This window comes from Serratia sp. CY44782, from assembly GCF_052168715.1.
Classification (GTDB): domain Bacteria; phylum Pseudomonadota; class Gammaproteobacteria; order Enterobacterales; family Enterobacteriaceae; genus Serratia; species Serratia nevei.
Map to the genome: position 1 here is coordinate 63,290 of NZ_JBJNME010000007.1, position 26,982 is coordinate 90,271.

General features: G+C 60.2%; 24 protein-coding genes. 16 read left to right on the forward strand and 8 right to left on the reverse strand.

The features are described from left to right. Window positions 1-133: 133 nt before the first annotated feature. Window positions 134-1,558: a replicative DNA helicase gene (gene dnaB / locus ACJ8HT_RS14475; RefSeq protein ID WP_025160134.1), complete on the forward strand. Its 1,425-nt coding sequence runs from the start codon at window positions 134-136 to the stop codon at window positions 1,556-1,558. Window positions 1,559-1,575: 17 nt separating this feature from the next. After that, window positions 1,576-2,655, forward strand: coding sequence for an alanine racemase (gene alr, locus ACJ8HT_RS14480; RefSeq protein ID WP_194572950.1), 1,080 nt, complete (start codon window positions 1,576-1,578; stop codon window positions 2,653-2,655). A gap of 44 nt (window positions 2,656-2,699) precedes the next feature. Here alr and ACJ8HT_RS14485 read toward each other — a convergent pair whose 3' ends face one another. Further along, window positions 2,700-3,467 (reverse strand): transporter substrate-binding domain-containing protein, encoded by a 768-nt coding sequence (locus ACJ8HT_RS14485; protein ID WP_194572951.1) that lies wholly within the window; start codon window positions 3,465-3,467, stop codon window positions 2,700-2,702. A gap of 215 nt (window positions 3,468-3,682) precedes the next feature. On the opposite strand from ACJ8HT_RS14485, the gene ACJ8HT_RS14490 reads away from it, so the two are divergent. The 5 genes from ACJ8HT_RS14490 to maa all read left to right on the forward strand — a co-directional run bounded on the left by ACJ8HT_RS14490 (window position 3,683) and on the right by maa (window position 7,040). Next, window positions 3,683-4,156 (forward strand): Lrp/AsnC family transcriptional regulator, encoded by a 474-nt coding sequence (locus tag ACJ8HT_RS14490; RefSeq protein WP_049201491.1) that lies wholly within the window; start codon window positions 3,683-3,685, stop codon window positions 4,154-4,156. 80 nt (window positions 4,157-4,236) lie between these two features. Continuing rightward, window positions 4,237-5,430, forward strand: a complete 1,194-nt coding sequence (locus tag ACJ8HT_RS14495; protein ID WP_123892777.1) for an amino acid aminotransferase — start codon at window positions 4,237-4,239, stop codon at window positions 5,428-5,430. A gap of 126 nt (window positions 5,431-5,556) precedes the next feature. Then, complete coding sequence (locus ACJ8HT_RS14500; RefSeq protein ID WP_004936779.1) at window positions 5,557-5,973, forward strand: secondary thiamine-phosphate synthase enzyme YjbQ; 417 nt, start codon at window positions 5,557-5,559, stop codon at window positions 5,971-5,973. A 4-nt stretch (window positions 5,974-5,977) separates the two neighbouring features. Further along, window positions 5,978-6,331 (forward strand): MmcQ/YjbR family DNA-binding protein, encoded by a 354-nt coding sequence (locus ACJ8HT_RS14505; protein ID WP_038874311.1) that lies wholly within the window; start codon window positions 5,978-5,980, stop codon window positions 6,329-6,331. A 151-nt stretch (window positions 6,332-6,482) separates the two neighbouring features. Next, a complete protein-coding gene (maa, locus tag ACJ8HT_RS14510) occupies window positions 6,483-7,040 on the forward strand; it encodes a maltose O-acetyltransferase (RefSeq protein WP_049201487.1) in 558 nt (185 codons plus the stop codon). Window positions 7,041-7,055: 15 nt separating this feature from the next. Here maa and ACJ8HT_RS14515 read toward each other — a convergent pair whose 3' ends face one another. The 3 genes from ACJ8HT_RS14515 to uvrA form a co-directional block, all read right to left on the reverse strand. Next, window positions 7,056-7,853: a M48 family metallopeptidase gene (locus ACJ8HT_RS14515; RefSeq protein ID WP_197653072.1), complete on the reverse strand. Its 798-nt coding sequence runs from the start codon at window positions 7,851-7,853 to the stop codon at window positions 7,056-7,058. Between the two features lie 236 nt (window positions 7,854-8,089). Next, complete coding sequence (locus ACJ8HT_RS14520) at window positions 8,090-8,896, reverse strand: MipA/OmpV family protein (protein ID WP_204276035.1); 807 nt, start codon at window positions 8,894-8,896, stop codon at window positions 8,090-8,092. Window positions 8,897-9,225: 329 nt separating this feature from the next. Further along, window positions 9,226-12,054 carry an excinuclease ABC subunit UvrA gene (gene uvrA, locus ACJ8HT_RS14525; protein WP_049201484.1) on the reverse strand — a complete coding sequence of 943 codons (2,829 nt, stop codon included), beginning with the start codon at window positions 12,052-12,054 and terminating at the stop codon, window positions 9,226-9,228. Window positions 12,055-12,331: 277 nt separating this feature from the next. Between uvrA and ssb1 the strand changes: the two genes are divergently transcribed. Further along, window positions 12,332-12,862: a single-stranded DNA-binding protein SSB1 gene (gene ssb1, locus ACJ8HT_RS14530; protein WP_004936793.1), complete on the forward strand. Its 531-nt coding sequence runs from the start codon at window positions 12,332-12,334 to the stop codon at window positions 12,860-12,862. Window positions 12,863-12,924: 62 nt separating this feature from the next. Here the strand turns inward: ssb1 and ACJ8HT_RS14535 are convergent, their stop codons facing one another. After that, window positions 12,925-13,674 carry a 3-oxoacyl-ACP reductase family protein gene (locus ACJ8HT_RS14535; RefSeq protein WP_197653071.1) on the reverse strand — a complete coding sequence of 250 codons (750 nt, stop codon included), beginning with the start codon at window positions 13,672-13,674 and terminating at the stop codon, window positions 12,925-12,927. Between the two features lie 132 nt (window positions 13,675-13,806). Between ACJ8HT_RS14535 and ACJ8HT_RS14540 the strand changes: the two genes are divergently transcribed. Beyond that, window positions 13,807-14,724, forward strand: a complete 918-nt coding sequence (locus ACJ8HT_RS14540; protein ID WP_049201481.1) for a LysR family transcriptional regulator — start codon at window positions 13,807-13,809, stop codon at window positions 14,722-14,724. Window positions 14,725-14,779: 55 nt separating this feature from the next. Here the strand turns inward: ACJ8HT_RS14540 and bhsA are convergent, their stop codons facing one another. Next, entirely contained in the window at window positions 14,780-15,040 is a 261-nt protein-coding gene (gene bhsA, locus ACJ8HT_RS14545) for a multiple stress resistance protein BhsA (protein WP_060440954.1), read from the reverse strand. A 196-nt stretch (window positions 15,041-15,236) separates the two neighbouring features. Here bhsA and ACJ8HT_RS14550 point away from each other — a divergent pair, with 196 nt between their 5' ends. From ACJ8HT_RS14550 to ACJ8HT_RS14570, 5 genes are all read left to right on the forward strand, one after another. After that, a complete protein-coding gene (locus tag ACJ8HT_RS14550) occupies window positions 15,237-15,680 on the forward strand; it encodes a lipocalin-like domain-containing protein (RefSeq protein ID WP_194572957.1) in 444 nt (147 codons plus the stop codon). Next, window positions 15,677-16,345 (forward strand): glutathione S-transferase family protein, encoded by a 669-nt coding sequence (locus ACJ8HT_RS14555; protein WP_049201475.1) that lies wholly within the window; start codon window positions 15,677-15,679, stop codon window positions 16,343-16,345. Before ACJ8HT_RS14550 ends, ACJ8HT_RS14555 begins: the two co-directional genes overlap by 4 nt. A gap of 47 nt (window positions 16,346-16,392) precedes the next feature. Further along, window positions 16,393-16,800: a VOC family protein gene (locus ACJ8HT_RS14560; RefSeq protein WP_038874298.1), complete on the forward strand. Its 408-nt coding sequence runs from the start codon at window positions 16,393-16,395 to the stop codon at window positions 16,798-16,800. A gap of 332 nt (window positions 16,801-17,132) precedes the next feature. Further along, window positions 17,133-18,494, forward strand: a complete 1,362-nt coding sequence (locus ACJ8HT_RS14565) for an NCS2 family permease (protein ID WP_110158506.1) — start codon at window positions 17,133-17,135, stop codon at window positions 18,492-18,494. Window positions 18,495-18,692: 198 nt separating this feature from the next. Further along, window positions 18,693-20,342, forward strand: coding sequence for a Na+/H+ antiporter (locus ACJ8HT_RS14570; protein WP_025304430.1), 1,650 nt, complete (start codon window positions 18,693-18,695; stop codon window positions 20,340-20,342). A gap of 76 nt (window positions 20,343-20,418) precedes the next feature. On the opposite strand, the gene ACJ8HT_RS14575 is transcribed toward ACJ8HT_RS14570, so the two are convergent. Continuing rightward, entirely contained in the window at window positions 20,419-21,306 is an 888-nt protein-coding gene (locus ACJ8HT_RS14575) for a LysR family transcriptional regulator (protein WP_025304429.1), read from the reverse strand. A gap of 140 nt (window positions 21,307-21,446) precedes the next feature. Between ACJ8HT_RS14575 and ACJ8HT_RS14580 the strand changes: the two genes are divergently transcribed. Next, entirely contained in the window at window positions 21,447-21,869 is a 423-nt protein-coding gene (locus ACJ8HT_RS14580; RefSeq protein WP_004936830.1) for a CidA/LrgA family protein, read from the forward strand. Beyond that, the gene (locus ACJ8HT_RS14585; RefSeq protein ID WP_004936833.1) at window positions 21,862-22,551 is read left to right on the forward strand and encodes an LrgB family protein; all 690 of its coding nucleotides are present in this window, start codon (window positions 21,862-21,864) and stop codon (window positions 22,549-22,551) included. Before ACJ8HT_RS14580 ends, ACJ8HT_RS14585 begins: the two co-directional genes overlap by 8 nt. Window positions 22,552-22,591: 40 nt before the next feature. Here the strand turns inward: ACJ8HT_RS14585 and ACJ8HT_RS14590 are convergent, their stop codons facing one another. Further along, window positions 22,592-26,530, reverse strand: coding sequence for a non-ribosomal peptide synthetase (locus ACJ8HT_RS14590; RefSeq protein ID WP_194572958.1), 3,939 nt, complete (start codon window positions 26,528-26,530; stop codon window positions 22,592-22,594). Window positions 26,531-26,982 lie beyond the last annotated feature (452 nt).

The window sequence follows — 26,982 nt, forward strand, 5'->3', positions numbered from 1 at the left end:
ATTCTTTTTAGTATCGGAGATCCAGTTCACCCGTGCGGGATTCAATACCTTTTTTGCATCGGTTATGACGCAAAAATCACGTATACTCTCGCGTCAAGATCCTTCATTCGCAACCGGATAAAGACTACGTTTCATGGCAGGAAAAAAACCAACCAACAAAACAAACGCGGACGAAACCAGAGAGCGTTCCAGAGATCGTCAGATGGAAGGGCTGAAGATGCCGCCGCACTCGCTGGAGGCCGAGCAGTCGGTGTTGGGCGGTTTGATGCTGGATAACGAGCGCTGGGACAACGTGGCGGAGCGCGTGGTCGCCAACGACTTCTTCAGCCGCCCGCATCGCCTGATCTTTACCGAGATGCAGCGTCTGCTGGAGATGAGCAAGCCTATCGACCTCATCACCCTGTCCGAATCGCTCGAGCAGAAAGGCGAGCTGGACTCGGTCGGCGGCTTCGCCTACCTGGCCGAGCTGTCGAAAAACACCCCGAGCGCCGCCAACATCGGCGCCTACGCCGACATCGTGCGCGAGCGCGCGGTGGTGCGCGAGATGATCTCGGTGGCTAACGAGATCGCCGACGCCGGCTACGATCCGCAGGGGCGCAGCAGCGAAGACCTGCTCGATCTGGCGGAATCTCGCGTATTCCAAATCGCCGAGAACCGCGCCAGCAAAGACGAAGGCCCGAAGGGCATCGAGCGCATCCTGGAAGACACCGTATCGCGTATCGAGCAGCTGTATCAGCAGCCGCACGACGGCGTGACCGGGGTCGATACCGGCTATCAGGACCTCAACAAGAAAACTGCGGGCATGCAAAAGTCCGATCTGATCATCGTCGCCGCCCGTCCATCGATGGGGAAAACCACCTTCGCCATGAACCTGTGCGAAAACGCCGCGATGACCCAGGAAAAACCGGTGCTGATCTTCAGCCTGGAGATGCCCGGCGAACAGATCATGATGCGTATGCTGGCGTCGCTGTCGCGCGTGGATCAGACGCGCATCCGTACCGGCCAGCTCGACGACGAGGACTGGGCGCGCATTTCCAGCACCATGGGTATCCTGCTGGAGAAGCGCAACATGTACATCGACGACTCCTCCGGCCTGACGCCGACCGAAGTGCGCTCGCGCGCGCGGCGCATTTTCCGCGAGCACGATGGGCTTAGCCTCATCATGATCGACTACCTGCAGCTGATGCGCGTGCCGGCCCTGTCCGACAACCGTACGCTGGAGATCGCCGAGATTTCGCGCTCTCTGAAGGCGCTGGCGAAGGAGCTGCAGGTGCCGGTAGTGGCGCTGTCGCAGCTGAACCGAAGCCTGGAGCAGCGCGCCGATAAGCGTCCGGTCAACTCCGACCTGCGTGAGTCCGGCTCTATCGAGCAGGATGCCGACCTGATTATGTTCATCTATCGTGATGAGGTGTATCACGAGAACAGCGATCTGAAAGGGATCGCGGAAATTATTATCGGTAAGCAGCGTAACGGCCCGATCGGCACCGTGCGCCTTACCTTTAACGGCCAGTGGTCGCGTTTCGACAACTACGCGGGGCCACAATACGATGACGAATAATCAGCTAAGGAACTGAAATGAAAGCGGCAACCGCTGTAATCGACCGCCGCGCTCTGCGACATAATCTGCAACAGGTGCGCCGCCAGGCGCCGCAAAGCCGCCTGATTGCCGTTGTGAAAGCAAACGCTTATGGACATGGCCTGCTGGAAACAGCACACACCCTGCAAGACGCCGACTGCTACGGCGTGGCGCGCATCGGCGAGGCGCTGATGCTGCGCTCAGGCGGCATCGTCAAACCGATCCTGCTGCTGGAAGGCTTCTTCAGTGCCGAAGATCTGCCGGTGCTAGTGGCGAACAACATCGAAACCGCGGTGCACAGCATCGAGCAGCTCGAAGCGCTGGAGCAGGCGGAGCTGGCGCGCCCGGTACCGGTGTGGATGAAGCTCGATACCGGCATGCATCGGCTAGGGGTGCGCCCCGAACATGCGGAGGCGTTTTATCAGCGCCTGTGCGCCTGCCGCAACGTGGCGCAGCCGGTCAATATCATGAGTCACTTCAGCCGCGCCGACGAGCCGGAATCCAACACCACGTTGAAACAGATCGCCTGCTTCGAGCAGTTCGCATGCGGCAAACCGGGCCAGCGCTCGGTCGCCGCCTCCGGCGGCACGCTGCTGTGGCCGGATGCCCACAACGAGTGGGTGCGCCCCGGCATTATTTTGTACGGCGTGTCGCCGCTGGATAACGGCAGCGGCGCCGAGCATGGGCTGCAGCCAGCGATGACGCTGAAGTCCAGCCTGATCGCGGTGCGCGAGCACAAGGCCGGCGAAGCGGTCGGCTACGGCGGCACCTGGGTAAGTCCGCGCGATACCCGGCTGGGCGTGGTGGCGATGGGGTACGGCGACGGCTACCCGCGCAGCGCGCCGACCGGTACGCCGATCCTGATCAACGGCCGCGAAGTGCCGATCGTCGGCCGGGTGTCGATGGACATGATTTCGGTCGATCTCGGGCCGGACGCCGCCGATAAGGTGGGGGATGAAGCGGTGTTGTGGGGCCAGGCGCTGCCGGTCGAGCGCATCGCCGCCTGCACCGGCATCAGCGCCTACGAGCTGATCACCAAGCTCACGCAGCGCGTGGCGATGGAATATATCGGCGACTGATACGCCGCAGGGGCCGACGCGCGTCGGCCCCGTTTCTCAGCGCGTTACTTCTTTACCGCCAACCACTTGTCGATAATCTTCTGATACTCGCCGGTCGCTTTAGCCAGGTGCAGCCACTGATCCACATACAGTTTCCAGCTCAGATCGTCGCGCGGCAGCATGTAAGCCTTCTCGCCGTACTGCATCGGTTTGGTCGGATTCACCGCGCACAGCTTCGGATAGCGCTTCTGCTGGTACAGCGCCTCGGAGGCGTCGGTGATCATCACGTCCGCCTTGCGGTCCACCAGCTGCTGGAAAATGCTCATGTTGTCGTGCGTCACTGTCAGTTTGGCCTTCGGCAGATAGGCGTGCACGAAGGCTTCGTTGGTGCCGCCCGCCGGCTCCAGCAGGCGCACCGACGGTTTGTTGATCTGCTCGAGAGTGCGGTATTTCTTCACGTCGGTGCAGCGCACCAGCGGGATCTTGCCGTCGGTATCCAGCTTGTCGGCGAAGAACACCTGTTTTTGCCGTTCCAGCGTGACGGAGATACCGCCCATCGCAATGTCGCACTTGCCGGAGGTGAAGTCCGGCGTCAGGGTTTTCCAGCTGGTCTTCACCCACTTCACTTTCGCGCCCAGGCTCTTGGCCAGCGATTCCGCCATGTCGATATCGATGCCTTCATAGCTGCCGTCTCCCTTGAGGAAGGTATAGGGCTTGTAGTCGCCGGTGGTGCAGACCTCCAGGGTCTTTTGCTGCAGCACCTTATCCAGGTGGGATTGCGCGCCGGCGCTGCCGGCGGCGAGCAGCAGCGCGAGAGGGAGTAACTTTTTCATCTGGCGTCCTTTTTATACATTCGTGGTTTTATGCGTTATTTCGCCGTTAATTGTCGTTTGCCTGCATGAGTTAGCCGTTTTTTATGCCGCTTACCGGCGAAAACGCCGGGCGTTGCTGCTGTACGCGATTTAAGCGCCAGGGTGTGACGTCGGCAACGGTAAAAAAACTGGTAGGCTGTAACGTCAACATTTATTAACACAGTTTACAGGTGGCTATGTACAACATTGACGATTTTGATATGAAAATCCTGACGCTGTTACAGGCCAACGGCCGTCTGACTAATCAGGAGCTGAGTGAGCTGGTGGGGCTCTCCGCCTCCCAGTGTTCGCGGCGGCGCATCAGCCTGGAGCAGGCGCAGCTGATCCGCGGCTACCACGCGCGGCTGGCGCCGGAGGCGGTCGGCCTGGGGCTGGTGGGGCTGATCGAAGTCAGCTTGATCACGCACGCCCAGGAGCAGATCGACAGCTTTCATCAGATGCTGGAAGAGGTGGATGCGATCCTCGACGCTTACAAGACCACCGGCGACGCCGATTACCTGCTGAAAGTGGCGGTGGCGGACCTGCCGGCGCTGAGCGAATTCATCAGCCAGACGCTGTCGCCGCACAAAAGCGTGGCGCATATCAAAACGGCGGTGGTGCTCAATCGCATCAAGGAAAACGGTTTATTGCCGGTGGCGCGAGAAAGCTAAAACCTAACGCGGTTTTCCGTCTATATTAGGAACGTAACGCTGTGCCCAAACCACAATAAATAAACCAGGAGAAAAACCCCGTGTTCCAGAACGTTGACGCCTATGCCGGCGATCCCATTCTGTCGCTGATGGAAAAATTCAAACAAGACCCGCGCGCGCACAAGGTAAACCTGAGTATCGGCCTGTACTACGATGCGCAGGGCATCATTCCGCAGATGCGGGCGGTCGCGGCGGCGGAAGCGCAGTTGAACAGCGTCGAGCACGGCGCCTCGGTATACCTGCCGATGGAAGGGCTGCAACCCTACCGTTCCGCCATCCAGCAGCTGCTGTTCGGCGCGCAGCACCCGATGCTGCAGCAGGGGCGCATCGCCACCATTCAGACCGTCGGCGGTTCCGGCGCGTTGAAAGTGGGCGCCGACTTCCTGAAAAGCTACTTCCCGGATTCACAGGTGTGGGTCAGCGATCCGACCTGGGAAAACCACGTCGCCATCTTCAGCGGCGCCGGTTTCAAGGTGAATACCTACCCGTATTTCGACAGCGAAAGCCTGGGCGTGAAGTTCGACGCCATGCTCGCCGCGTTGAAACAGCTGCCGAAGCACAGCATCGCGCTGCTGCACCCGTGCTGCCACAACCCGACCGGTTCCGACCTGACCCCTGCCCAGTGGGATGAGGTGGTCAAGGTGATCGCCGAGCGTGAAATCATTCCGTTCCTCGACATCGCCTACCAGGGCTTCGGCGGCGGCATGGAGCAGGACGCCTACGCCATTCGCGCCATCGCGGCGGCCGGCCTGCCGTGCCTGGTGAGCAACTCGTTCTCGAAGATCTTCTCGCTGTACGGCGAGCGCGTCGGCGGCCTGTCGGTGGTGTGCGAAAGTGAAGAGGCGGCCGGGCGCGTGCTGGGCCAGCTGAAGGCCACCGTGCGCCGCAACTACTCGAGCCCGCCGAATTTCGGCGCGCAGCTGGTGGCCAAGGTGCTGAACGACGCCCAGCTGAAAAACCAATGGCTGGACGAAGTGGAGAGCATGCGCACCCGCATTCTCGAGATGCGTCACGCGCTGGTGGACACCCTGAAGAGCGCGCTGCCGCAGCGCAACTTCGATTACCTGCTGGCGCAGCGCGGCATGTTCAGCTACACCGGTTTCAGCGCGGCGCAGGTCGATCGCCTGCGTGAAGAGTTCGGCGTCTACCTGATCCACAGCGGCCGCATGTGCGTGGCCGGTCTGAACCACAACAACGTGCGTCAGGTGGCCGAGGCGTTTGCCGCGGTGCAGTAACGCCTGTTAGTCTGAACGGACGTTCATCGGGGAGCGATAGCGATATCGCTCCTTTTTTATTGCCGGCGCGCCGCCGAAGTTGCCGCAAACCGGAGAGAGAATATACTGATTGAGGGGCGCTCACTCATGTGGCATCAGCAAACGCTAATCCTCAGCGCAAAAGCGCGTGGCTTTCATCTGGTTACCGACGAGATCGTCAACCAGTTAACCCACTTACACCGCCTGCAAACCGGCCTGCTGCATCTGTTGCTGCAGCATACCTCGGCCTCGCTGACGCTCAACGAGAACTGCGATCCCACGGTGCGAGCCGATATGGAGCAGCATTTCCTGCGTCAGGTGCCGGAAAACGCACCCTATCAGCATGACTACGAAGGGCCGGACGACATGCCGGCGCACATCAAATCCTCGCTGCTGGGCGCGTCCTTGACGCTGCCCGTCAGGCACGGGCGGCTGATGTTGGGCACATGGCAGGGTATCTGGCTGGGGGAGCACCGCATCCACGGCGGAGCACGCCGTATTGTGGCCACTTTACAGGGGGAATAACCCAATGAATAACAGCGCATTGCTGGAGTACTGCATGGCGAAGCCGGGCGCGGAACAAAGCGACCAGAACCAGTGGCAGGCCAGTCAGATCAAGGTAGGCGACGTGATGTTCGCCATGGTGTGCGAGGTCGAAGGGCGGCCGGCGCTGGCGGTCAAGTCCAGCCCGGAGCTGGCGGAAAGCCTGCGTGAACACCATCCTGAGATCGTCGCCTGCGCCGGCCTGAACAAGGCGCACTGGAACACGGTGTTTCTCGACGGCAACCTGCCGAACTCGCAGTTTTACACGCTGATCGACAGCTCCTATCAGCTGGTGGTGGAAGGCCTGCCCGAACACGTGCGCCAGGAACTGCGCGCCTGATTGCCGGGCGGCGGCGCCGCCCGTTTTTCTCCTGTTTTTCGCGTCAAAGCGTGATCGTGATTTTAAATTGGGAACGTTCCCTTTTTGTCGTCAGGCAAAAGCGGCTACGCTTGGGGCATTCAAGAAACGCGGATAACATAAGGAGGCCGACATGGCCATCAGCGAAGAAAAGCGCAAGATGATCGCCGGGGAGCTGTACGACGCCGGCGATGACCTGCTGCGCAGCGAGCGTCGGCGCGCGCGCCAGCTGACGCATCGCTATAACCACTCCTCGCCGGAAGAGGGCGAGCTGCGCAAACAGTGGCTGGGTGAGCTGCTGGGCGGCTATCAGGGCGGCACCATCGAGCCGACCTTCCGCTGCGACTATGGCTATAACATTTATCTCGGCAAGAACTTCTACGCCAATTTCGACTGCGTGATCCTCGACGTGTGCGAGGTGCATATCGGCGACAACTGCCTGCTGGCACCGGGCGTGCATATTTACACCGCGACCCATCCGCTGGACGCTGAGACCCGCGTCGGCGGCGCGGAGTTCGGTAAGCCGGTCAAGATTGGCGACAACGTATGGATCGGCGGACGCGCGGTGATCAATCCGGGCGTGACCATCGGCGACAATGCGGTCGTGGCCTCCGGCGCGGTGGTGACCAAAGACGTGCCGGCCAACTGCGTGGTGGGCGGCAACCCCGCGCGGGTGCTGAAAACGCTGTAGGCCCGGCGGGGCGGATTAAAACATGCTGCCGTGGCGCTCGAAGCCGTGCATCTCAATGTCTTTGAGCGCCTTGAAGCGTTTGACCATCACCGCATGATCCGACAGCAGGTTGCTGATGCGGACAAACAGCTCCTTGTTCTCTTCTTCGCACTGTTCCAGCCAGGCCTGCGGGTTCACGCCGTGCTGCATCCAGGGGCCGACGGCCAGCAGCCGCACCGTGTCGGCGTAATTCGGGCAGACGGCGAGCGCCACGCGGTCTGCGGAATACTCCTGTGCGCGGGTGGTCGCCAGGCCGGGCAGCACCAGCGATTGCGGTACGACGCCGATCGCCAGGCGCCACAGCGACACGTGGCGCAGCTTGTGGTGGGCCAGCTCGTGCGCCAGCACGAACTCCACGATCTCCGGCGCGGTGGGCATCAGCATGGCGATTTCAGCGTGGATCACCACATAGCGCTGACGGCGGTTGCATTCCAGCGCGAAGGCGTTGACCACGCCGTTGCCGTTGGTCAGGTAGAGTTTCGGCAGCGTCTTGAGCTCCAGGCGGCGGCCAATATCCTGATACAGCGCGAACAGCTCGGGAAATTGCGCCGGCCCGACGCGCAAGGCGTTGGATTTCGCCTGGGCGGCGAGATAGAAACGATAAATATAGAAAGCGATAGGGATCAGCGGTAATAAGGCGAACAGGCTGAGCGTATCCAATGTTTCTTTGGCTTCCGAGCCTAATCCCAGAATCGTCTCGTCCGAGGACGCGATGATAGCGGCGATGCCAAATAAAAAACCGAGAAGCGTTATTATCGCCGATAGCCAGATCATGGGCATTTCCCAGCGGTGGCGAAATGCCGTGAAGTTACGACATTCTGTCGAATGATGTTGGCACATAAAATATCCTTAATAAGGGAGAGCAACGGCAGATATTGTCAGGTAAATATGGCATGGTTTAATTATCCGCCTGTTTACCTCACAATTCGTTAACCTCTAGTTTATTTTTTCACCGTCGCGTTATAGCGTTATCTGACGGGCGTATGCGCTCACTCTCATTGGGTAAAACGTCAGAAGCTGTAGCTGGCGCTGGTGAAGGCCATACCCGACGTGGTTTTTTCGACGATAGGGCTGTCGGCCGCGTCGCCCAGCAGACGGGTCACGCCGACCCCGGCCTGGAAGGCCACGTTCGGTCGCCATTGGTAATTGAGCGCGGCGGTGAGGGTCGCGTCCTTGAAGCCGCTGCCCGGCCGATAAGCGCTGAAAGCGCTGCGTTGTGCCTGCTGCGACGTCACGCCGAAATAGCCGCGCTGATAGCCGCTGTTGGCCCAGGTGGTGGAGAGGTTGCCGATCAACGTCAGCTGTTCGCTGAGTGGATATTGCCCGGTGAGCCCGGTTTCCACATAGGCTGTGTGGCCCAGTTCTTCCCCGCCGTAGCTGCGCTTGCGCGTTGCCTGCATGCCTTTTACGTAGGCGCGGAAGGGATCGAGTTGGTAGCTCAGTTCGGCGCCGGCCTCCAGTGCGCCACCCAGCTTGCCCATGCCCTTGAGTCGGGTGTTGCGCCCGCGCAAGGTTCTGATTTCCTCGTCACGGCCGGCGTCATAGTTGAGCAATAACGCGATGCCGACGGGGCCGGCAAGCGGGAATTGCCAGCGTGCCCCCTCGCTGCCTGCGCTGAACTCCCCCCAGCTGGCGTTTTGGTAGCCGGCATTCACCTGATACAAGGGTTCAATGCTGTAAAAAGAAGAGCCTTCATAGGCGGGGGCGACGGCAAGGCCGCCGGCGAGCGTTAAAGAGGCCTCGCCGTCCTGCGCCTGAGCGGCGAAAGGAAACAGAAATAACAGCGCGGCGACAGAGGTTCCCAGTTTAGTATCCACGTTAAACACCTTTTATATCATCCCATTGAATATACGGCCCGCAGGCCGGCGATTAATTGCAGCTTATTTATAAACGCCAGGTTTATATTGATTAATTGACAGACGACGGCGCGTCATTGGCGTTATTTCACCGCAACAGTGAAACGCATGGGGAATAAACAATAACCAAACGAATGGCATGATTGGGCGAGTTTATTATTGGCAGGGTTCAAAGCGCCTGTTTTTAAAGGCATGATGCAGAGAAGATGATTTAATGTTTTTCAGAAAGGGATATGTTGATTGCTCAACGAGGCGGAATAGGCCGCCTCGTTGAGAGGGATTACCCGCCGTTATTTTTCCAGCAGCGGTTTCAGGAAGCGTGCGGTGTGCGATTTTTCACACTCGGCCACGGTTTCCGGCGTGCCGGCGACCAGGATTTCGCCGCCGCCGCTGCCGCCTTCCGGCCCCAGATCGACGATCCAGTCGGCGGTCTTGATCACATCCAGGTTATGCTCGATGACCACGATGGTGTTGCCCTGATCGCGCAGCTGATGCAGCACCGCCAACAGCTGCTGGATATCGGCGAAGTGCAGACCGGTGGTCGGTTCGTCGAGGATATACAGCGTCTGGCCGGTGCCGCGTTTCGACAGCTCGCGCGCCAGCTTGACGCGCTGCGCCTCACCGCCGGAGAGCGTGGTGGCCGACTGGCCGAGACGGATGTACGACAGGCCGACATCCATCAGGGTCTGCAGCTTGCGCGCCAGCGCCGGCACCGCGTCGAAGAACTCACGCGCTTCTTCGATGGTCATCTCCAGCACTTCGTGGATGCTCTTGCCCTTGTACTTCACTTCCAGCGTTTCGCGGTTATAGCGCTTGCCCTTGCACTGGTCGCACGGCACGTAGATGTCCGGCAGGAAGTGCATCTCGACCTTGATCACCCCGTCGCCCTGGCAGGCTTCACAGCGCCCGCCCTTGACGTTGAAGCTGAAACGGCCCGGCGTATAACCGCGGCTGCGCGATTCCGGCACGCCGGCGAACAGCTCGCGCACCGGGGTAAAAATGCCGGTGTAGGTGGCCGGGTTGGAGCGCGGCGTGCGGCCGATCGGGCTCTGATCGATGTCGATCACCTTGTCGAAATGTTCCAGGCCGGTCACTTCGCGGAACGGCGCCGGTTCGGCGATGGTGGCGCCGTTGAGCTGGCGCTGAGCGATCGGGAACAGCGTATCGTTGATCAGCGTCGATTTGCCGGAGCCGGAAACGCCGGTGATGCAGGTAAACAGCCCAACCGGCAGCGTCAGCGTCACGTCTTTCAGGTTGTTGCCGCGCGCGCCGCTCAGCTTCAGCACCTTGGTCGGATCGGCCTGCACGCGCTGCGCCGGAATGGCGATCTCGCGCTTGCCGCTGAGGAACTGGCCGGTCAGCGAGTCCGGCTGCGCCATGATGTCGTCGACGGTGCCTTCCGCCACCACCTGGCCGCCGTGCACGCCGGCGCCGGGGCCGATGTCGATCACGTGATCGGCGGCGCGGATGGCGTCTTCGTCATGCTCCACCACGATCACCGTGTTGCCGAGGTTGCGCAGGTGGATCAGCGTTTCCAGCAGGCGCTCGTTGTCGCGCTGGTGCAGGCCGATCGACGGCTCATCCAGCACGTACATCACGCCCACCAGGCCGGCGCCGATCTGGCTGGCCAAACGGATACGCTGCGCTTCGCCGCCGGAGAGCGTCTCCGCCGAGCGGGACAGTGACAGGTAGTTCAGGCCGACGTTCACCAGGAATTTCAGGCGATCGCCGATCTCTTTCAGCACTTTTTCGGCGATTTTGGCACGCTGGCCGCTGAGCTTCATGTTCTGGAAGAAGGTCATCGCATGGCCGATGCTCAAATCGGAGATCTCCGGCAGCGTGGTGTCTTCGACGAACACGTTGCGCGCTTCTTCGCGCAGGCGAGTGCCGTGGCACGAGGCGCAAGGGCGGTTGCTGATGAACTTCGCCAGCTCTTCGCGCACCGCGCTGGATTCGGTTTCTTTATAGCGTCGCTCCATGTTGTGCAGCACGCCTTCGAACGGATGGCGGCGCACGGTGGTGTCACCGCGATCGTTGATGTATTTGAATTCGATCGACTCTTTGCCTGAACCGCTCAGCACCGCCTTCTGCACGTTGGCGCTCAGGGTGTTGAACGGCGCCTCGACGTCGAACTCATAATGCTCCGCCAGCGAGCGCAGCATCTGGAAGTAATAGAAGTTGCGGCGATCCCAGCCGCGGATCGCGCCGCCGGCCAGCGACAGCTCGGGGTTTTGTACCACGCGATCCGGATCGAAGAACTGCTGCACGCCCAGGCCGTCGCAGGTCGGGCAGGCGCCGGCCGGGTTGTTGAAGGAAAACAGGCGCGGTTCCAGCTCGCGCATGCTGTAGCCGCAGATCGGGCAGGCGAAGTTGGCGGAAAACAGCAGCTCGTCCGCTTTTTCGTCGTCCATGTCCGCCACCACCGCGGTGCCACCGGACAGTTCCAGCGCGGTTTCGAACGATTCGGCCAGGCGCTGCGCCATGTCGTCGCGCACCTTGAAACGGTCGACCACCACTTCGATGGTGTGTTTCTTCTGCAGCTCCAGCTTCGGCGGATCGGACAGATCGCACACTTCGCCGTCGATGCGCGCGCGGATGTAGCCCTGGGCGGCCAGGTTTTCCAGCGTTTTGGTGTGCTCGCCCTTGCGGTCTTTCACCACCGGCGCCAGCAGCATCAGGCGTTTGCCTTCCGGCTGGCTCAGCACGTTATCGACCATCTGGCTGACGGTTTGTGCCGCCAGCGGCACATGGTGATCCGGGCAGCGCGGTTCGCCAACGCGGGCGAACAGCAGGCGCAGGTAGTCGTGGATCTCGGTGATGGTGCCGACCGTGGATCGCGGGTTGTGCGAGGTGGATTTCTGCTCGATGGAGATCGCCGGCGACAGGCCTTCGATATGGTCGACGTCCGGTTTTTCCATCAGCGACAGGAACTGGCGCGCATAGGCGGAGAGCGATTCGACGTAGCGGCGTTGCCCTTCGGCATACAGCGTATCGAAAGCCAGCGATGACTTGCCGGAACCGGACAGGCCGGTGACGACGATCAGTTTGTCACGCGGGATGATCAGGTTGATGTTTTTCAGATTATGGGTTCGAGCACCACGAACTTCGATATTGTCCATTTACACTTCCCGTCTTGATGATACACCGCGCCTGTCGCGATTTTTGCGGGGGATTTTGTGATGGATCTCGCAAAAAACCGGCACAGCCTGGTCGAAACGCATAATTATGACACAAAAAAACCTGAATGAATATCCAGTATGCGAATGCAACAAGGTCGATCGAAAAGACAATTCTGGAATGCAATTCGCACTTATTAACACGGGTGTGGTTTCGCACTCAGCGTGGTAAACTGACGCGTTTATACTGTGTAGAAATCAATCATCGGGAGAAGTGCTCATGGCCAGCAGAGGCGTAAACAAAGTAATTCTGGTCGGGAATCTGGGTCAGGATCCAGAAGTCCGTTACATGCCGAACGGCGGCGCAGTGGCCAACATTACCCTGGCGACCTCCGAAAGCTGGCGTGACAAGGCGACCGGCGAACAGAAAGAGAAGACCGAGTGGCACCGCGTCGTGCTGTTCGGCAAACTGGCCGAAGTGGCGGGCGAATACCTGCGTAAAGGCTCTCAGGTCTACATCGAAGGCTCCCTGCAGACCCGTAAATGGCAGGATCAGAGCGGCCAGGATCGCTACACCACCGAGATCGTGGTTAACGTCGGCGGCACCATGCAGATGCTGGGCGGCCGTCAGGGCGGCGGCGCACCGGCCGGTCAATCTGCCGGCGGCCAGGGCGGTTGGGGCCAGCCTCAGCAGCCACAGGGCGGCAACCAGTTCAGCGGCGGCCAGCAGCAGTCTCGCCCGGCGCAGAACAGCGCTCCGGCAACCAGCAACGAACCGCCAATGGATTTCGACGACGATATCCCGTTCTGATATCCGGCCGTTTGCAGCCAACAGAAAAGCCCCGAAAGGGGCTTTTTGCATTTCAGGGGCAGTTACGCCGAGAAGCCGCCGTCGATGCTCAGGCTGGCGCCGGTGATATAACCCGCCTGCGGGCCGGCGAGGTAGGCGACGAAGCCGGCGATCTCTTCATCTTTGCCGTAGCGGCCGATCGCCATCAGCTGCTTGAGCCGATCGGCGAACTCGCCGGCATCCGGGTTCATTTCGGTGTCCACCGGGCCGGGCTGCACGTTATTGACGGTGATGCCGCGCGGGCCGAGATCGCGCGCCATGCCTTTGGTCAGGCCGACCAGCGCCGATTTGCTCATCGCATACACCGCCGCGCCGCCGAACGGCACACGCTCGGCGTTGGTGCTGCCGATGTGGATGATGCGGCCACCGTCGTTCATGTGGCGCGCCGCCTCCTGGCTGGCGACGAACACGCTGCGCACGTTGACCGCCAGCATGCGATCCAGGTCTTCCAACGCCAGTTCCTCGGTGCTGCCCAGCGTAAACACCCCGGCGTTGTTCACCAGAATATCCAGATTGCCGAACTGGCTGACCGCCTGGCGCACCGCCTGCTGCAGCGCCGCCGCATCGGCGCTGTCGGCCTTGATGGCGAGGGCTTTGCCGCCGGCGGCGGTGATGGCGCTTGCCACCGCTTCGGCGCGATCGGTCGAGGCGGCGTAGGTAAAGGCGACGGCGGCGCCTTCACTCGCCAACCGTTTAACGATGGCGGCGCCGATGCCGCGTGAACCGCCTTGAACGAACGCGACTTTGCCTTGCAGAGGGTGTGCTGTGGTCATGTTATTTCTCCAAAGTGGGTGAGGGTAAAGTAAAGTGCCGGCATTCAGTATCGGAGATCGCCGGCACGGCCACTAGCCACAAAGAGCTATAATCAGTTCAAACCATTAGTTTGAAATCCATAGAGGAAAAGTATGCTGGGACACCTGGAATGCTTCGTCAGCAGCGCGGAAAACGGCAGCTTTTCCGCCGCCGGCCGCAAGCTGGGCCTCAGCCCGGCGGCGGTGGGCAAAAATGTCACCCGGCTGGAGACGCTGGTTGGCGTGCGCCTGTTCCAGCGCAACACTCGCCAGCTGATCCTGACCGAAGAGGGCGAGCGTTTTTTGCAGGAAGTCAGCGGCGGCCTGCAGTCGATTCAGTGCGCGTTGAAGGGCCTGAGCAGCAGCGGCGGCGTGGCGGCCGGCAGTCTGAGGATCAGCATGGGTACCGCTTTCGGTCTGAATTTCGTGTTGCCGATGTTGCCGGATTTTCTGGCGCGTTATCCGGCGATCGTGCCGGACTGGCATTTCGATAATCGCCAGGTGGATCTGATCGGCGAGCACTTTGACGCCGCGTTGGGCGGCGGCATCGAACTGGCTCAGGGGATGATTGCGCGCGAGCTGGCGCCCGCACACGGCGTGTTGGTGGCTTCGGCGGATTATCTGCGGCAACGGCCGCCGCTGCGGCAGCCGGAACAGCTGGCGCAACACACCGGGATTTTCATCCGTTCGCCGCAGACCGGGCGCATCCGCCATCAGCCGCTGCGCAATGCGGAAAACGAGCAGCATGCGCCGGCGATGGCGATCGGCATGACGGTAAACGAGCCGGAGGCGGCGGCGCGGGCGGCGGAAATGGGCTTGGGCATTGCCTTGATCGCCATGCCGAATGCGGTGCCCTATCTGGAAAACGGCCGCCTGGTGCGGGTGTTGCCGGGTTGGTATGTCGATCGCGGCAGCATGCACCTTTATTTTCCCACCACCAAATTCTTACCGACCAAAACCCGGGTTTTTGTCGATTTCATCACCGAGCAGTTTCGCCTGCAGAAGCTGGCGACACGCTTCGACGCCCGCTAAAACGAGAAAAGCCCCTTGCGGGGCTTCTTTCTTCCGTCGGTTGGCTGTTCGACGATCAGTTGAAGATTTCTGCGGTGCCGTACAGTTTGTTCTGGCCGCCGGCGGCGACGATGCGGTATGAACTGGCGCCCGATGCGGCGGCTTTGCTGGCCAGTTCGCTTTCCAGCGCGCTCAGGTTGGTGGCGCCGCTAACGGAAACTACGCCGATTTTCTGGGCGTCTGCAGCGGGTTGGCTGGAAGGCATATCGGCGGCGAAGGTAGCAAAAGAAGCGGTAGCCAGCAGTGCAGCGGTAGCAAAAATTTTGACGTTTTTCATGATGTATTCCTCAGCGTATTGATTGGGTGAGAGCCCGTTGTCTCTCGATGTGTTAAATAGTAGTGCGGCAGGCTGGAATAAAAAATCGGAGAGTTTTGAGTATCTCTGTCAAATAAATTGATTGTTTTTTAACCCGCTGGCGCGCGGTAAAAATCGCCACTACCCTTTACAGACGATCCTTAACCGGAGAAGCGTAATGACGGTAAACGCATTTATCGGCAGTTGGGCGCTGGTGTCCTCGGTATTTGAGAACCAGGACGGCGAGCTGAATTACCCGCTGGGTGAGCAGGTGCTGGGGCGCATCCACTATGAGGCCAACGGCACGATGGCGGCGCAGCTGTACAGCGCCGTGCGGCCGCGTTTCGCCGCCGACGATTTGGCGCAGGGATCCGAGCGGGAGATCCGCGCGGCCTTCATCAATATGATTTGCTACTTCGGCCGCTATCAGGTGGAGGAAAGCGAACAGCGGGTGGTGCATCAGGTCGAAGGCTGTTCGTTCCCCAACTGGGTAGGCAGCCGTCAGGTGCGTTTTTACGCTTTCAGCGGCGATCGGCTGACGTTGCGCACGGTGCCCTTGCAGCTCGGCAACGGCGTGCAGGTGGGCGAACTGGTGTGGCAGCGGACAGGGGTTTCTTCATGATCATTGTTCATCATCTCAATCACTCGCGGTCGCAGCGCATTCTGTGGTTTCTGGAAGAGCTGGGCGTGCCCTATCAGGTGCAACGCTACGAACGCGATCCGCAGACTATGCTGGCGCCGGCGGCGCTGAAAAAGATCCACCCGCTGGGCAAATCACCGGTGATCGTCGACGGCGATCTGACGCTGGCGGAATCCGGCGCCATCATCGAATACCTGCAGGAAGCCTATGACGCGCAAGGGATGTTCATGCCGACCGACTTCCACGCGCGCCAGCAATACCGCTACTGGCTGCACTACGCCGAAGGATCGCTGATGCCGCTGTTGGTGATGAAACTGGTGTTCAGCCGGCTCGGGCAGCCGCCGATCCCCTGGCTGCTGCGGCCGGTGGCCGGCGCGATCGGCAAGGGCGTGCAGCGCGAATATCTCGACAAGCAGATCGCGCCGCACTGCGAATTCCTCGAACAGCACCTGAACAAGGGCAGCTGGTTTGTCGGCAACGACTTCAGCGCGGCGGATATTCAGATGAGCTTCCCGCTGGAGGCGATGGCGGCGCGCGGCGCGTTGGATGATTGCCCGAAACTGCGCGGTTTTCTGCAGCGCATTCACGCCCGGCCCGCCTATCAGCGGGCGTTGGAGCAGGGCGGCCCTTACGACCTGCTGAGCTAACCGGATGGGCTATACTCGATGGGGTCATTCTTCATCGGAGGTAGCCCATGGCTACGCAAATCTTCGTTAACCTGCCCGTAAGCGATCTGCCCGCCTCGATGGCGTTCTTCACCCACCTGGGTTTCACTTTTAACCCGCAATTTACCGATGACACCGCCGCGTGCATGGTGGTCAGCGACACGATTTACGTGATGCTGCTGACCCACGACAAATTCAGGATGTTTACCCCGAACCCGATCGGCGACGCCAAGCAGGCCACCGAAGTGCTGGTATGCCTGTCGCAACCCAGCCGGGCGGCGGTGGACGAACTGGTGCGCAAGGCGGTCGCCGGCGGCGGCAACACCTACCACCCGCCGCGGGACTACGGCGTGATGTACGGCCACGGTTTTCAGGATCTGGATGGCCATATCTGGGAATTGATGTATATGGATCCCGCCGCGGTGCAGACGCAATAGCCCTGCCGTGACGGCGTTCGCCGGGGCGCCCGTCGCCCCGGTTTTATCGTGCTGGCGCTATTCCCGCCGCTTTCTGCATAAATTGCCGCGATCTTTAGTTGATTAGACGCTATGGAAGGCAGGATAATCGTTTGCCTTGAATAAACCACCATAAATCACCCGTACCGCGCGCTGCGAGTTAAACGTTTGCCTTGGTGCGCATCGCCGTTGGCGCTGCGACAGAAGGGCAAGGATGCGGAACGTGACGTAAACGATTACGTGACGATCGGGCGCGGGCGAGATTACAGGCCTGCTGCGACGGGCCGATTCATGAAACACAGGGGAAGTAACCTATGTCGAACTCTCAAGCGAACCACGCCGCAAAACCAACCGGCGGGCTTGATGGCTATTTTAAAATTTCCGCGCGCGGCAGCAGCGTGCGCCAGGAGGTGGTGGCGGGGCTGACCACCTTCCTGGCGATGGTGTACTCGGTGATCGTGGTGCCGAGCATGCTGGGCAAAGCGGGCTTCCCGCCGGCGGCGGTGTTCGTCTCCACCTGCCTGGTGGCCGGTCTGGGCTCGTTGCTGATGGGGCTGTGGGCTAACCTGCCGATGGCGATCGGCTGTGCAATTTCGTTGACCGCCTTCACCGCCTTCAGCCTGGTGCTGGGCCAGCACATCAGCATTCCTGTGGCGCTGGGTGCGGTGTTCCTGATGGGCGTACTGTTTACCATTATCTCGGTCACCGGCATCCGCGCCTGGATCCTGCGCAACCTGCCGATGGGCGTGGCGCACGGCACCGGCATCGGTATCGGTCTGTTCCTGCTGCTGATCGCCGCCAACGGCGTCGGCCTGGTGGTGAAGAACCCGCTGGACGGCTTGCCGGTGGCGCTCGGCGCGTTCACCTCCTTCCCGGTGGTGATGACGCTGCTCGGCCTGGCGGTGATCTTCGGCCTGGAAAAACTGCGCGTGCCCGGCGGCATTCTGCTGGTGATCATCGCCATTTCCATCATCGGCCTGATCTTCGATCCGGCGGTGAAATACCAAGGGTTGTTCGCCATGCCGAGCCTGGCGGACGCTGACGGCAAATCGTTGATCTTCAGCCTGGATATCATGGGCGCATTGCAGCCGGTGGTGTTGCCGAGCGTGCTGGCGCTGGTGATGACCGCGGTGTTCGACGCCACCGGCACCATCCGCGCGGTGGCCGGGCAGGCCAACCTGCTGGATAAAGACGGGCAGATCATCAACGGTGGCAAGGCGCTGACCTCGGATTCCCTGAGCAGCATCTTCTCCGGCCTGGTGGGCGCCGCGCCCGCCGCGGTCTACATCGAGTCCGCCGCCGGCACCGCCGCGGGCGGCAAGACCGGCCTGACCGCCACCGTGGTCGGCATTCTGTTCCTGCTGATCCTGTTCCTGTCGCCGCTGGCCTATCTGGTGCCGGTCTATGCCACCGCACCGGCGCTGATGTACGTCGGCCTGCTGATGCTGAGCAACGTCACCAAGCTGGACTTCAACGACTTCGTTGATGCGATGGCCGGCCTGCTGTGCGCAGTGTTCATCGTACTGACCTGCAACATCGTTACCGGCATCATGCTGGGCTTCAGCTCGCTGGTCATCGGCCGCATCTTCTCCGGCGAATGGCGCAAGCTGAACATCGGTACCGTGCTGATCGCCGTGGCGCTGGTGGCGTTCTACGCCGGCGGCTGGGCGATTTAAGGCCCTCAGGTTTCCCTCGCCCGGCGGGCGGGGGAAACGTGCTGCGGCATTTCCCTTCTTAAGATAAGTCTTCTTCTGCTCTGCACCGCGTTTTGAAAGGCACAACAAGCTTTAACGGCTGTAAAAAAAGTGATCTACTATCGGAACCAACGCAGGCCCTGAGCCGATGTCGTCTGAATCGTAGAGTCTAAGGAAAGCATGGAAATCTTTTTTACAATCCTCATTTTGATCCTGGTGGTCTCCCTGTCCGGGGTGGTGACGCGCATGTTGCCGTTCCAGGTGCCGCTGCCGCTGATGCAAATCGCCATCGGGGCCCTGTTGGCCTGGCCGCATTTCGGGCTGCACGTCGACTTTGATCCCGAACTGTTCCTGGTGCTGTTCATCCCGCCGCTGCTGTTCGCCGACGGCTGGAAAACGCCAACGCGCGAATTCCTGCACCACGGGCGTGAAATTCTCGGCCTGGCGCTGGTGCTGGTGCTGATCACCGTGGTCGGCGTCGGCTATCTGATCTACGCCATGGTGCCGGGCATTCCGCTGGTGGCGGCCTTCGCGTTGGCGGCGGTGCTGTCGCCGACCGATGCCGTGGCGCTGTCCGGCATCGTCGGCAAAGGGCGCATTCCCAAGCCGATCATGGGCGTGCTCGAAGGTGAGGCGCTGATGAACGACGCGTCCGGCCTGGTGTCGCTCAAGTTCGCCATCGCGGTGGCGATGGGCACCATGGTGTTCACCGTGGGCGGCGCAACCCTCGAGTTCCTCAAAGTGGCGATCGGCGGCCTGCTGGCCGGCGTGGCGGTCACCTGGACCTACAGTAAATCGCTGCGGGTGATGAGCCGCTGGAGCGGCGACGATCCGGCGACCCAGATCGTATTCCTGCTGCTGCTGCCGTTCGCCTCCTACCTGATCGCCGAACATATCGGCGTTTCCGGCATCCTGGCGGCGGTAGCGGCGGGGATGACCATCAGCCAATCCGGGGTGATCCGCAACGCGCCGCTGGCGATGCGCCTGCGCGCCAACAGCGTATGGGCGATGCTGGAGTTCGTGTTCAACGGCATGGTGTTCATCATGTTGGGCCTGCAGCTGCCGGGCATTCTTGAAACCTCTATCCTGCAGGCGGAGCTGGATCCGACCATCCAGACCTGGTACCTGTTCGCCGACGTGGCCACCATCTACGCCGCGCTGCTGGTGCTGCGTTTCACCTGGCTGTGGGTGATGAAGAAGGCCAGCAACCGCTTTATGAAAAAGCGCCCGCTGCAGTTTGGCGACTACAGCACGCGTGAGCTGTGGGTGGCGTCGTTCGCCGGGGTGCGCGGGGCGATTACCCTGGCCGGTGTGCTGTCGATACCGCTGTTGCTGAGCGACGGCACCGCCTTCCCGGCGCGCTATCAGCTGGTGTTTATCGCCGCCGGGGTGATCCTGCTGTCGTTGATCGTCGGTGTGCTGGCGTTGCCGCTGCTGCTGCGCGGCGTGCAGGTGGCCGACAAGAGCGCCAGCAAGCACGAAGAGCGCATGGCGATCGCCATGGCGGCCGAAGTGGCGATCGAGAGCGTGAATAAAATGGAAGAGCGTCTGGTCGCCGATACCGAGGAGAACCTCGATCCGCAGGTGTTGAAAGAGGTCAGCTCGCGGGTGACGGGCATGCTGCGGCGGCGCATCGCGTCGAAAGACGATATCGAGAATGCGTTGGCGATGGAAAACCTCGAGCGGCGTTTCCGCCTGACGGCGCTGCGCGCCGAGCGCGGCGAGCTGTACCACCTGCGCGCCACGCAGAAAATCAGCAACGAGACGCTGCAAAAACTGCTGCACGATCTCGACCTGCTCGAAGCGCTGCTGATCGAGCGCGAAGGCTAAACTTCAGACGAGGAATTAACGTTTTTCCTCTCTATTTCTGTCCCGAAGGGCCGCCTGTGCGGCCCTTGTTTTTTGGCTACTTGAGCGGCGGCCAGTAGTCGCGGCAGCAGGCGATCCAGGCCTGCGCGCTGTGCGACAGGTAGCTGCCCTGGCGCCAGATCAGCCCGATTTTCCACTCCATGCGCGGCTCCAGCGGCAGCCAGACCAGGTTTTCCTTGTCCAGCCAACGGCAGACCGGCTCCGGCAGCATGGCGATGCCCACGCCGGCCTGCACCATCGAGGCGAGGAAATCCCACTGGCCGCTGCGCACCGCGATTTGCGGTTCAAAACCGGCCTGGCGAAACGCCTTCATCAGCATCTTGTACAGCGCAAAGTCTTCGTTATAAATCAGGATCGGGCTGTCGGCCAGTTCGGCGATATTGATGCGGGTGCGGTTGAGCCACTGCGGCGTGCGCGGCGCCACCACGCACATCGGATGGCCCAGCAGCGGCAGAAAGGTCAGCGGCTGTTCCGAATCGAAGGGCAGCACCGTCATCGCCAGATCCAGTTCGCCGGACATCACCGCCTGTTCGACCGACAGCCCGCCCAGCTCGGAAATTTTTAATTCGATGCCGGGGTAGGTCTGGCGAAAGCGACGGATCAGATCGGCGATCTGCCTGCCGACCATCGGCGGAATGCCCAGCCGCAGCACACCCTTTTTCACCGAGCTGATGTCTTCCAGCTCCGCCTCCAGCTGGCGGAACTCGTCGAGGATCGTCAGGCCGCGCTGATACACCGCCTGGCCGCTGTCGGTCAGGCGCAGCTTGCGGCCTTCGCGGATCAGCAGCGTGCATTCCAGCTCCTCTTCCAGATGCCGCAGCATCTTGCTGATGGTGGGTTGGGTGACGAACAGTTTTTCCGCCGCGCGGGTGAAGCTTTGCTGGCGCACCACTTCAACGAAGTAGCGCAGGGTGCGGACATCCACGTTAGGGTTCTCCTTGGGGACGCTACCGGCGGGAAACTATTCCCGGACGGCATGATGTCGATAATTTTAATTCATTTCAGGCGTGGTTTCCCGGCTGCGTATACTGTAGGCCGTTAATTTATTGTTTGAGGTCATCTTTCATGTCTCTGGCGTTACGCCGCGTTGCCCCCTCCCTGCTGACCCGTTTGCAGGTGCCGATTCAGGTGGCGTTGTATGCGGCGCTGTTCCTGATCGCCGATCGCCTGGTGCAACAATTCCACCTGCCGCTCCCCGCCAATATCGTCGGCATGCTGATGCTGCTGGCGCTGATCCTGCTGCGCATTCTGCCGCTGAGCTGGGTCAAGGCCGGTTCCCGCTGGCTGCTGGCGGAAATGCTGCTGTTCTTCGTGCCGGCGGTGGTGGCGGTGGTCAACTATGCCCAGCTGCTGATGGTCGAGGGCTGGAAGATCTTTCTGGTGATCGCGGTCAGCACCATGCTGACGCTGGGCGCCACCGGGCTGGTGGTGGACAGGGTGTATCGGCTGGAGATTTGGCTGCAGCGACGGAAGCAGCGCCATGAATGATTTTATCCTCAGCCTGGCCTGTTTTTTGGCGACGCTGGCGCTCTACTTCGCCAACAAGAAGCTGTACCGCCGCCGCCGCACGTTGCTGCTGATGCCGTTGGTGCTGACGCCGATGATCCTGGTGTTGCTGCTGGTGGTCACCCACATCTCTTATCAGGACTACATCGGTGAAACCCACTGGCTGCTGTGGCTGCTGGGGCCGGCGACCATCGCCTTCGCGGTGCCGGTATATGAGAACCTGCATATCATCCGCCGCCACTGGCTGTCGCTGACCGCCGGCGTCACGACGGCGGTGCTGGTGGCGGTGTACAGCTCGGTGTGGCTGGCGCGCCTGCTGACGCTGCCGGAAGAGGTGCAGCGCAGCCTGGCGGTGCGTTCGATTACTACGCCGTTCGCGCTGGAGGCCGCCAAACAGATGGGCGGGCAGCCGGATCTGGTGGCGCTGTTCGTGGTGATCACCGGGGTGTTCGGCATGGCGGTGGGCGACATTCTGTTTCTGCGCCTGGCAGTGCGCAGCCGCCTGGCGAAGGGGGCCGGATTTGGCGCCTCGTCGCACGGCGCCGGTACCGCCCGCGCCTATGAGCTGGGGCCGCAGGAGGGCGTGGTGTCGAGCCTGGTGATGATGCTGGCCGGCATTATCACGGTGGTGGCCGCGCCGCTGATCGGCCGGTTGATGTGGTAGGGGGCGGTCTGCAGCGAACAACGCCGCAGACCGTATAGCGTCAGGGAAGATTGCCGAGCATCGCCGGTGTGCGCGACGACTGTCGCAAGGCGCGCCCTATTTCCTCGTGGCTGAAGATAATAGAGTGATGGTTGCAGGCCAGCGGATGCACCTGCAGATGTTGGCTGATTGCCGACAGGCCATTGTCGGCAATCGCCAGCAGTTCCCGTTCATCGCCCAGGCCGGTGATATTCAGGTTTGCATCTTCGGTCGCTTTGAACAGCGTGATGCGGGCATGTTGCAACGGTGCGCTGAGCGTTTGCTTCGCCAATGCCAGCTCCGTCGGCTCTGCCTTTAACGCCCGCTCTGCGGCCTCGCCGTCAATGCCCAGCATGGCCAGCATCGCCGCCAGCATGCCCGGCTCGCTGCGGATTTGGAACGGGGTTCGGTAGAAAGTGTCAAGCAGGAACAGCTGGATGTCGCGATAGCCTTGGCTTTCCAGTTGAGCTGCCATCTCCAGGGCGATCAGCCCTCCTAGCGACCAACCCAACAGACGCACGGGGCGCGCCGGCGACAGCCGCATATGGCCGAGGTAATACGACGCCAGCTCGCGCAGTGAGGTGATGTGCGGCTGCTGGAACAGGTTGTAATTGTTGATGCCTAAGACTTGGAAATCCTTCTCCAAATAGTTCGCCAAATCGCGGTAAACATCGCAACCGGTGACGGCAGGGTGGATCATCCAGACGCTGTCGGGGCTGATAGCATGGTTCAGGCGCTCTACCTGTTTAAAGGTGAAACTGGCCTGATTCAGACGCGTCAACAGCTGCTGCAGGGGCTCGGAGGTGACAGGAGCCATTGCGGGTACGCCGTCGGTGATAACACGGGCTTGGCCGCGCAGCGTCGGGTGAGCAAACAGCGTTTTAATGCCTAACGAATGCCCATATCGCTTGAGTTTGACCAGCAGCTGAATGGCATGCAGCGAATGGCCGCCCAGCGCGAAGAAGTCATCGTCACGGCCAATGCGCGTTGTGCCGAGCAGTTCGCTCCACAGTTCGGCAAGCTGCAGTTCCAGCTCGCCTTGCGGGGCCTCATAAGCGGCGGTTTCCTGCATGTTGGCAGGTGCCGGTAAAGCCTTGCGATCCAGCTTCCCGTTGGGGGACAGCGGGAAAGTATCCAGCCGGACAAAGCAGGACGGCACCATAAAGTCCGGCAGGTGCTGCTGCAACTGCCGACGCCATTCGGTGGCGCCGGCACCCTGCACAGGGGCGACGACATAGGCTATCAGGCGCTTGCCGCCGCTCTCATCTTCCCGCGCCAGAATGGCCGCATCTTCAACGCCCGGACATTGTCTGAGCTGCTGTTCGATTTCGCCTAATTCAATACGCAGGCCGTGGATTTTGACCTGGAAATCGTTTCTGCCCAGATACTCAATGTTGCCATCCGGCAGCCAGCGGGCCAGATCGCCGGTTTTATACAGGCGAGCCTGCGGCTCAGGGCTGAAGGGATCGGCGATAAATCGCTCGGCGCTCAGCTCTGCGCGGTTCAGATAGCCGCGAGCAACCTGAATACCGCCGATATGCAATTCGCCGGCGATGCCAGGCGGTAATGGCTGCAGTTGATCATCCAGAATGTGGAGCTGGGTATTGGCAATCGGTTTACCGATCGGTACCAAGGGACGTGGATCATCGGGCAGGCATTGCCAGCTGGAAACGTCAACGGCTGCTTCTGTCGGGCCGTAGAGATTGTGCAGTTCTGCCTGCGGCAACTGCTGCAGGCAGCGTTGTACCGTGGCGAGCGGCAATGCTTCGCCGCTGCACATAATGCGTTTCAGGGAGGCACATTGCGCCATATCGCCGTGACGTAAAAACAGCTGCAACATCGAGGGGACGAAATGCAGCGTGGTGACGCCATGTTGTGCGATGCAGGCGCTGAGATAATCCGGTTCCTGGTGACCGCCCGGTTTGGCGATGGCCAGCCGGGCGCCGACCATCATCGGCCAGAAAAACTCCCAGACCGAGACGTCGAAGCTGAACGGCGTTTTCTGCAGCACGACATCCTCCGGCGTCAACGGGTAAGCCTGCTGCATCCACAGTAAACGGTTGATCACCCCGCGGTGTTCGTTCATTACCCCTTTGGGTTTTCCCGTTGAACCGGAAGTGTAGATCACGTAAGCCAGGCAGCGCTGCAGCTCGGCGGTCAGCGGCGGTGGGTTATCATCCGACGCTTGTCGCCACAGGTAGCTTTCACGCTGCAGATGTAACCGTGGCACGGCGATATCCCGCAACGGATGCAGCGCCTGTTCGCCACCATCGTCGATTAAAACGAATTTGGCGCCGCAATCTTCCAGCATGTGGCGCAGGCGGTCCTGTGGATAGTCGGGATCGAGCGGAACATAGGCGGCGCCCGCCTTTAGGATGGCGTACAGGGCAATCACCATCTCCGGGCTGCGGCTGACGCATACTGCGATGCGATCGTCAGGCTGTAAGCCCTGCAGCCGTAGAAAGGCGGCCAATCGATTGGCCCGCTGATTCAGCTGTTGATAACTGATTTCGTGGTTTTCGTAGCACAGCGCCGGCGCCTGCGGCGTCAGCACAGCCTGCCGTTCCAGGAATTGATGTATGCCTTGCGGCATGTCTGCCCATGTTTGTCGGGTGTCATTCCATTGATGGAAGATTTGCTCTCTTTCCTGCGGCAACAGCAGCGATAACTGCGCCAGCGGCAGCGCCGGATCGCCGTCCAGCAGCGTGTCCAGTAGGTGCAGTATGCGTGCGGCGATGCGTTCACCGTCTTCTTGACTGAACCAGGCCTGATTGAGGTTGAACTCCAGCAGCGGATCGTCATTCGGATGGTAATGGCGCAGGTAGATGCCGAGGGGCAGCTGTTCCTGACCGTGGTGCAGGTTTTCAACCTTGAACTGGCAGCCTTCCAGTTCGATGTCAGTCGGAAAAACCTCCAGCGAAAAGCTGATGTCGAACAGCTGGCGCCGCCCCTGCTGATGCAGATTCAGATGGCGGTTGAGTTCGGCAATGGGGAAACGTTGGTGGCGATAACACTGACGCAGCTCGCTGCCGATTTGCCGCAGTAAGTGACCGAAGGGTTGCTGCGAATCGACCGTGATGCGCAGTGGGATCATCGAGGAAAACATGCCCAGCGTTTGCTTATGCTCGGCGGTACTGCGGTTATGTACCGGCACGCCCAGCGTGAATTGATCGGTTTGCCAAATCCGGGAGAACCACGTGGCGAGCAGAGCGCTCAAAAAATGCATCGCAGAACCGCCCTGTGCGGCGGCGTATTGCTCCAACTGAAGGAAACGCTCGCGTGGCAACCGCTTGATTATCTGGCTGCTGGGGTAGGTTTGCTGCTCACAGTGATTTTGGCGGCGCTCCAGCATGGAGGGGGGGGCGTTGGTGAAACGTTCCAACCAAAAATCACGATCGCGCTCGTAGCGTGGCGATTGCTGATAGGTTCGATCGCTGGTGACGAAGTCTTGGTAACGTGAGCGGGTGACTTCGTTTTTTTTCCCTATTTTTAATTGCTTATAACGCTCCATGATCATTTTGCTCAGCAGGGAAATTGAGGTGCCGTCCGCAATCAGGTGATGGGAAGCAAGCAGCCATAGCGTGCTGGATTCGCCGACTTTGGCCAGGTGACAGCGCCAGAGCTGGCTGTCATACAGTGAATAAGGCTGCAGGAATTGAGAACGAAGGTGTGCTTCCGCCTGGCCGACGGCATCTTGTCTGCGCGAAAAATCATGGTAGTGCAAGTCGATATAGGCCCGGTCGCGGGTTTCCTGAGTAATGCCTTGCGGCGTTTCTTTCAGCGTGGTTTGCAGCGCATCATGTTGTTGCTGTATTTGCCGTATGGCCTCTTGAAACAGTGGCAACGAAATCTCGCGCTCTACGCGCCACAAACACCCAATGTTATATAAGGGGATATCGGGGTTTAAAGATTGGTCTAGCCACACGGCTTGTTGCACGGTCGTCAGGGAATAAGCGGACACGGAACCACCTCCAAAAATAAGGAATTAAGCGAATTAAATAAAGTGAGTCGTAGCCAGGCACTCGAACATTATAAAAGGTGGTTGTTAAATTAGCCTGGTTTTACATTAAATATTTTTAATGGTTTCATTAAATTATCATATTTGTATTTGTTATTTAATTAATTATTTCGAAATCATTTATTTGTAATCTGATTTTCTTGCTGTTTTTTTATAGGCTGCCCATCGTGGATTGCTGCTTTTACGGGGAGCGCAGTGAACCCGGTTTTGTTTATGACTTTGTTTATTAGCCTTTTTTTTGTTTGTGCGTGTAAGGTGGGTATGGCGATAACTGATTGCAGAGGATGGGGCCGTTATTGGGGTGAATATGAGCTTTCACTTCTCAGGAAGGGGTAACAGGCTGAATCATAAAAATTATAAAGAATTTCTTATCTTATATTATTATAAGGAAAATA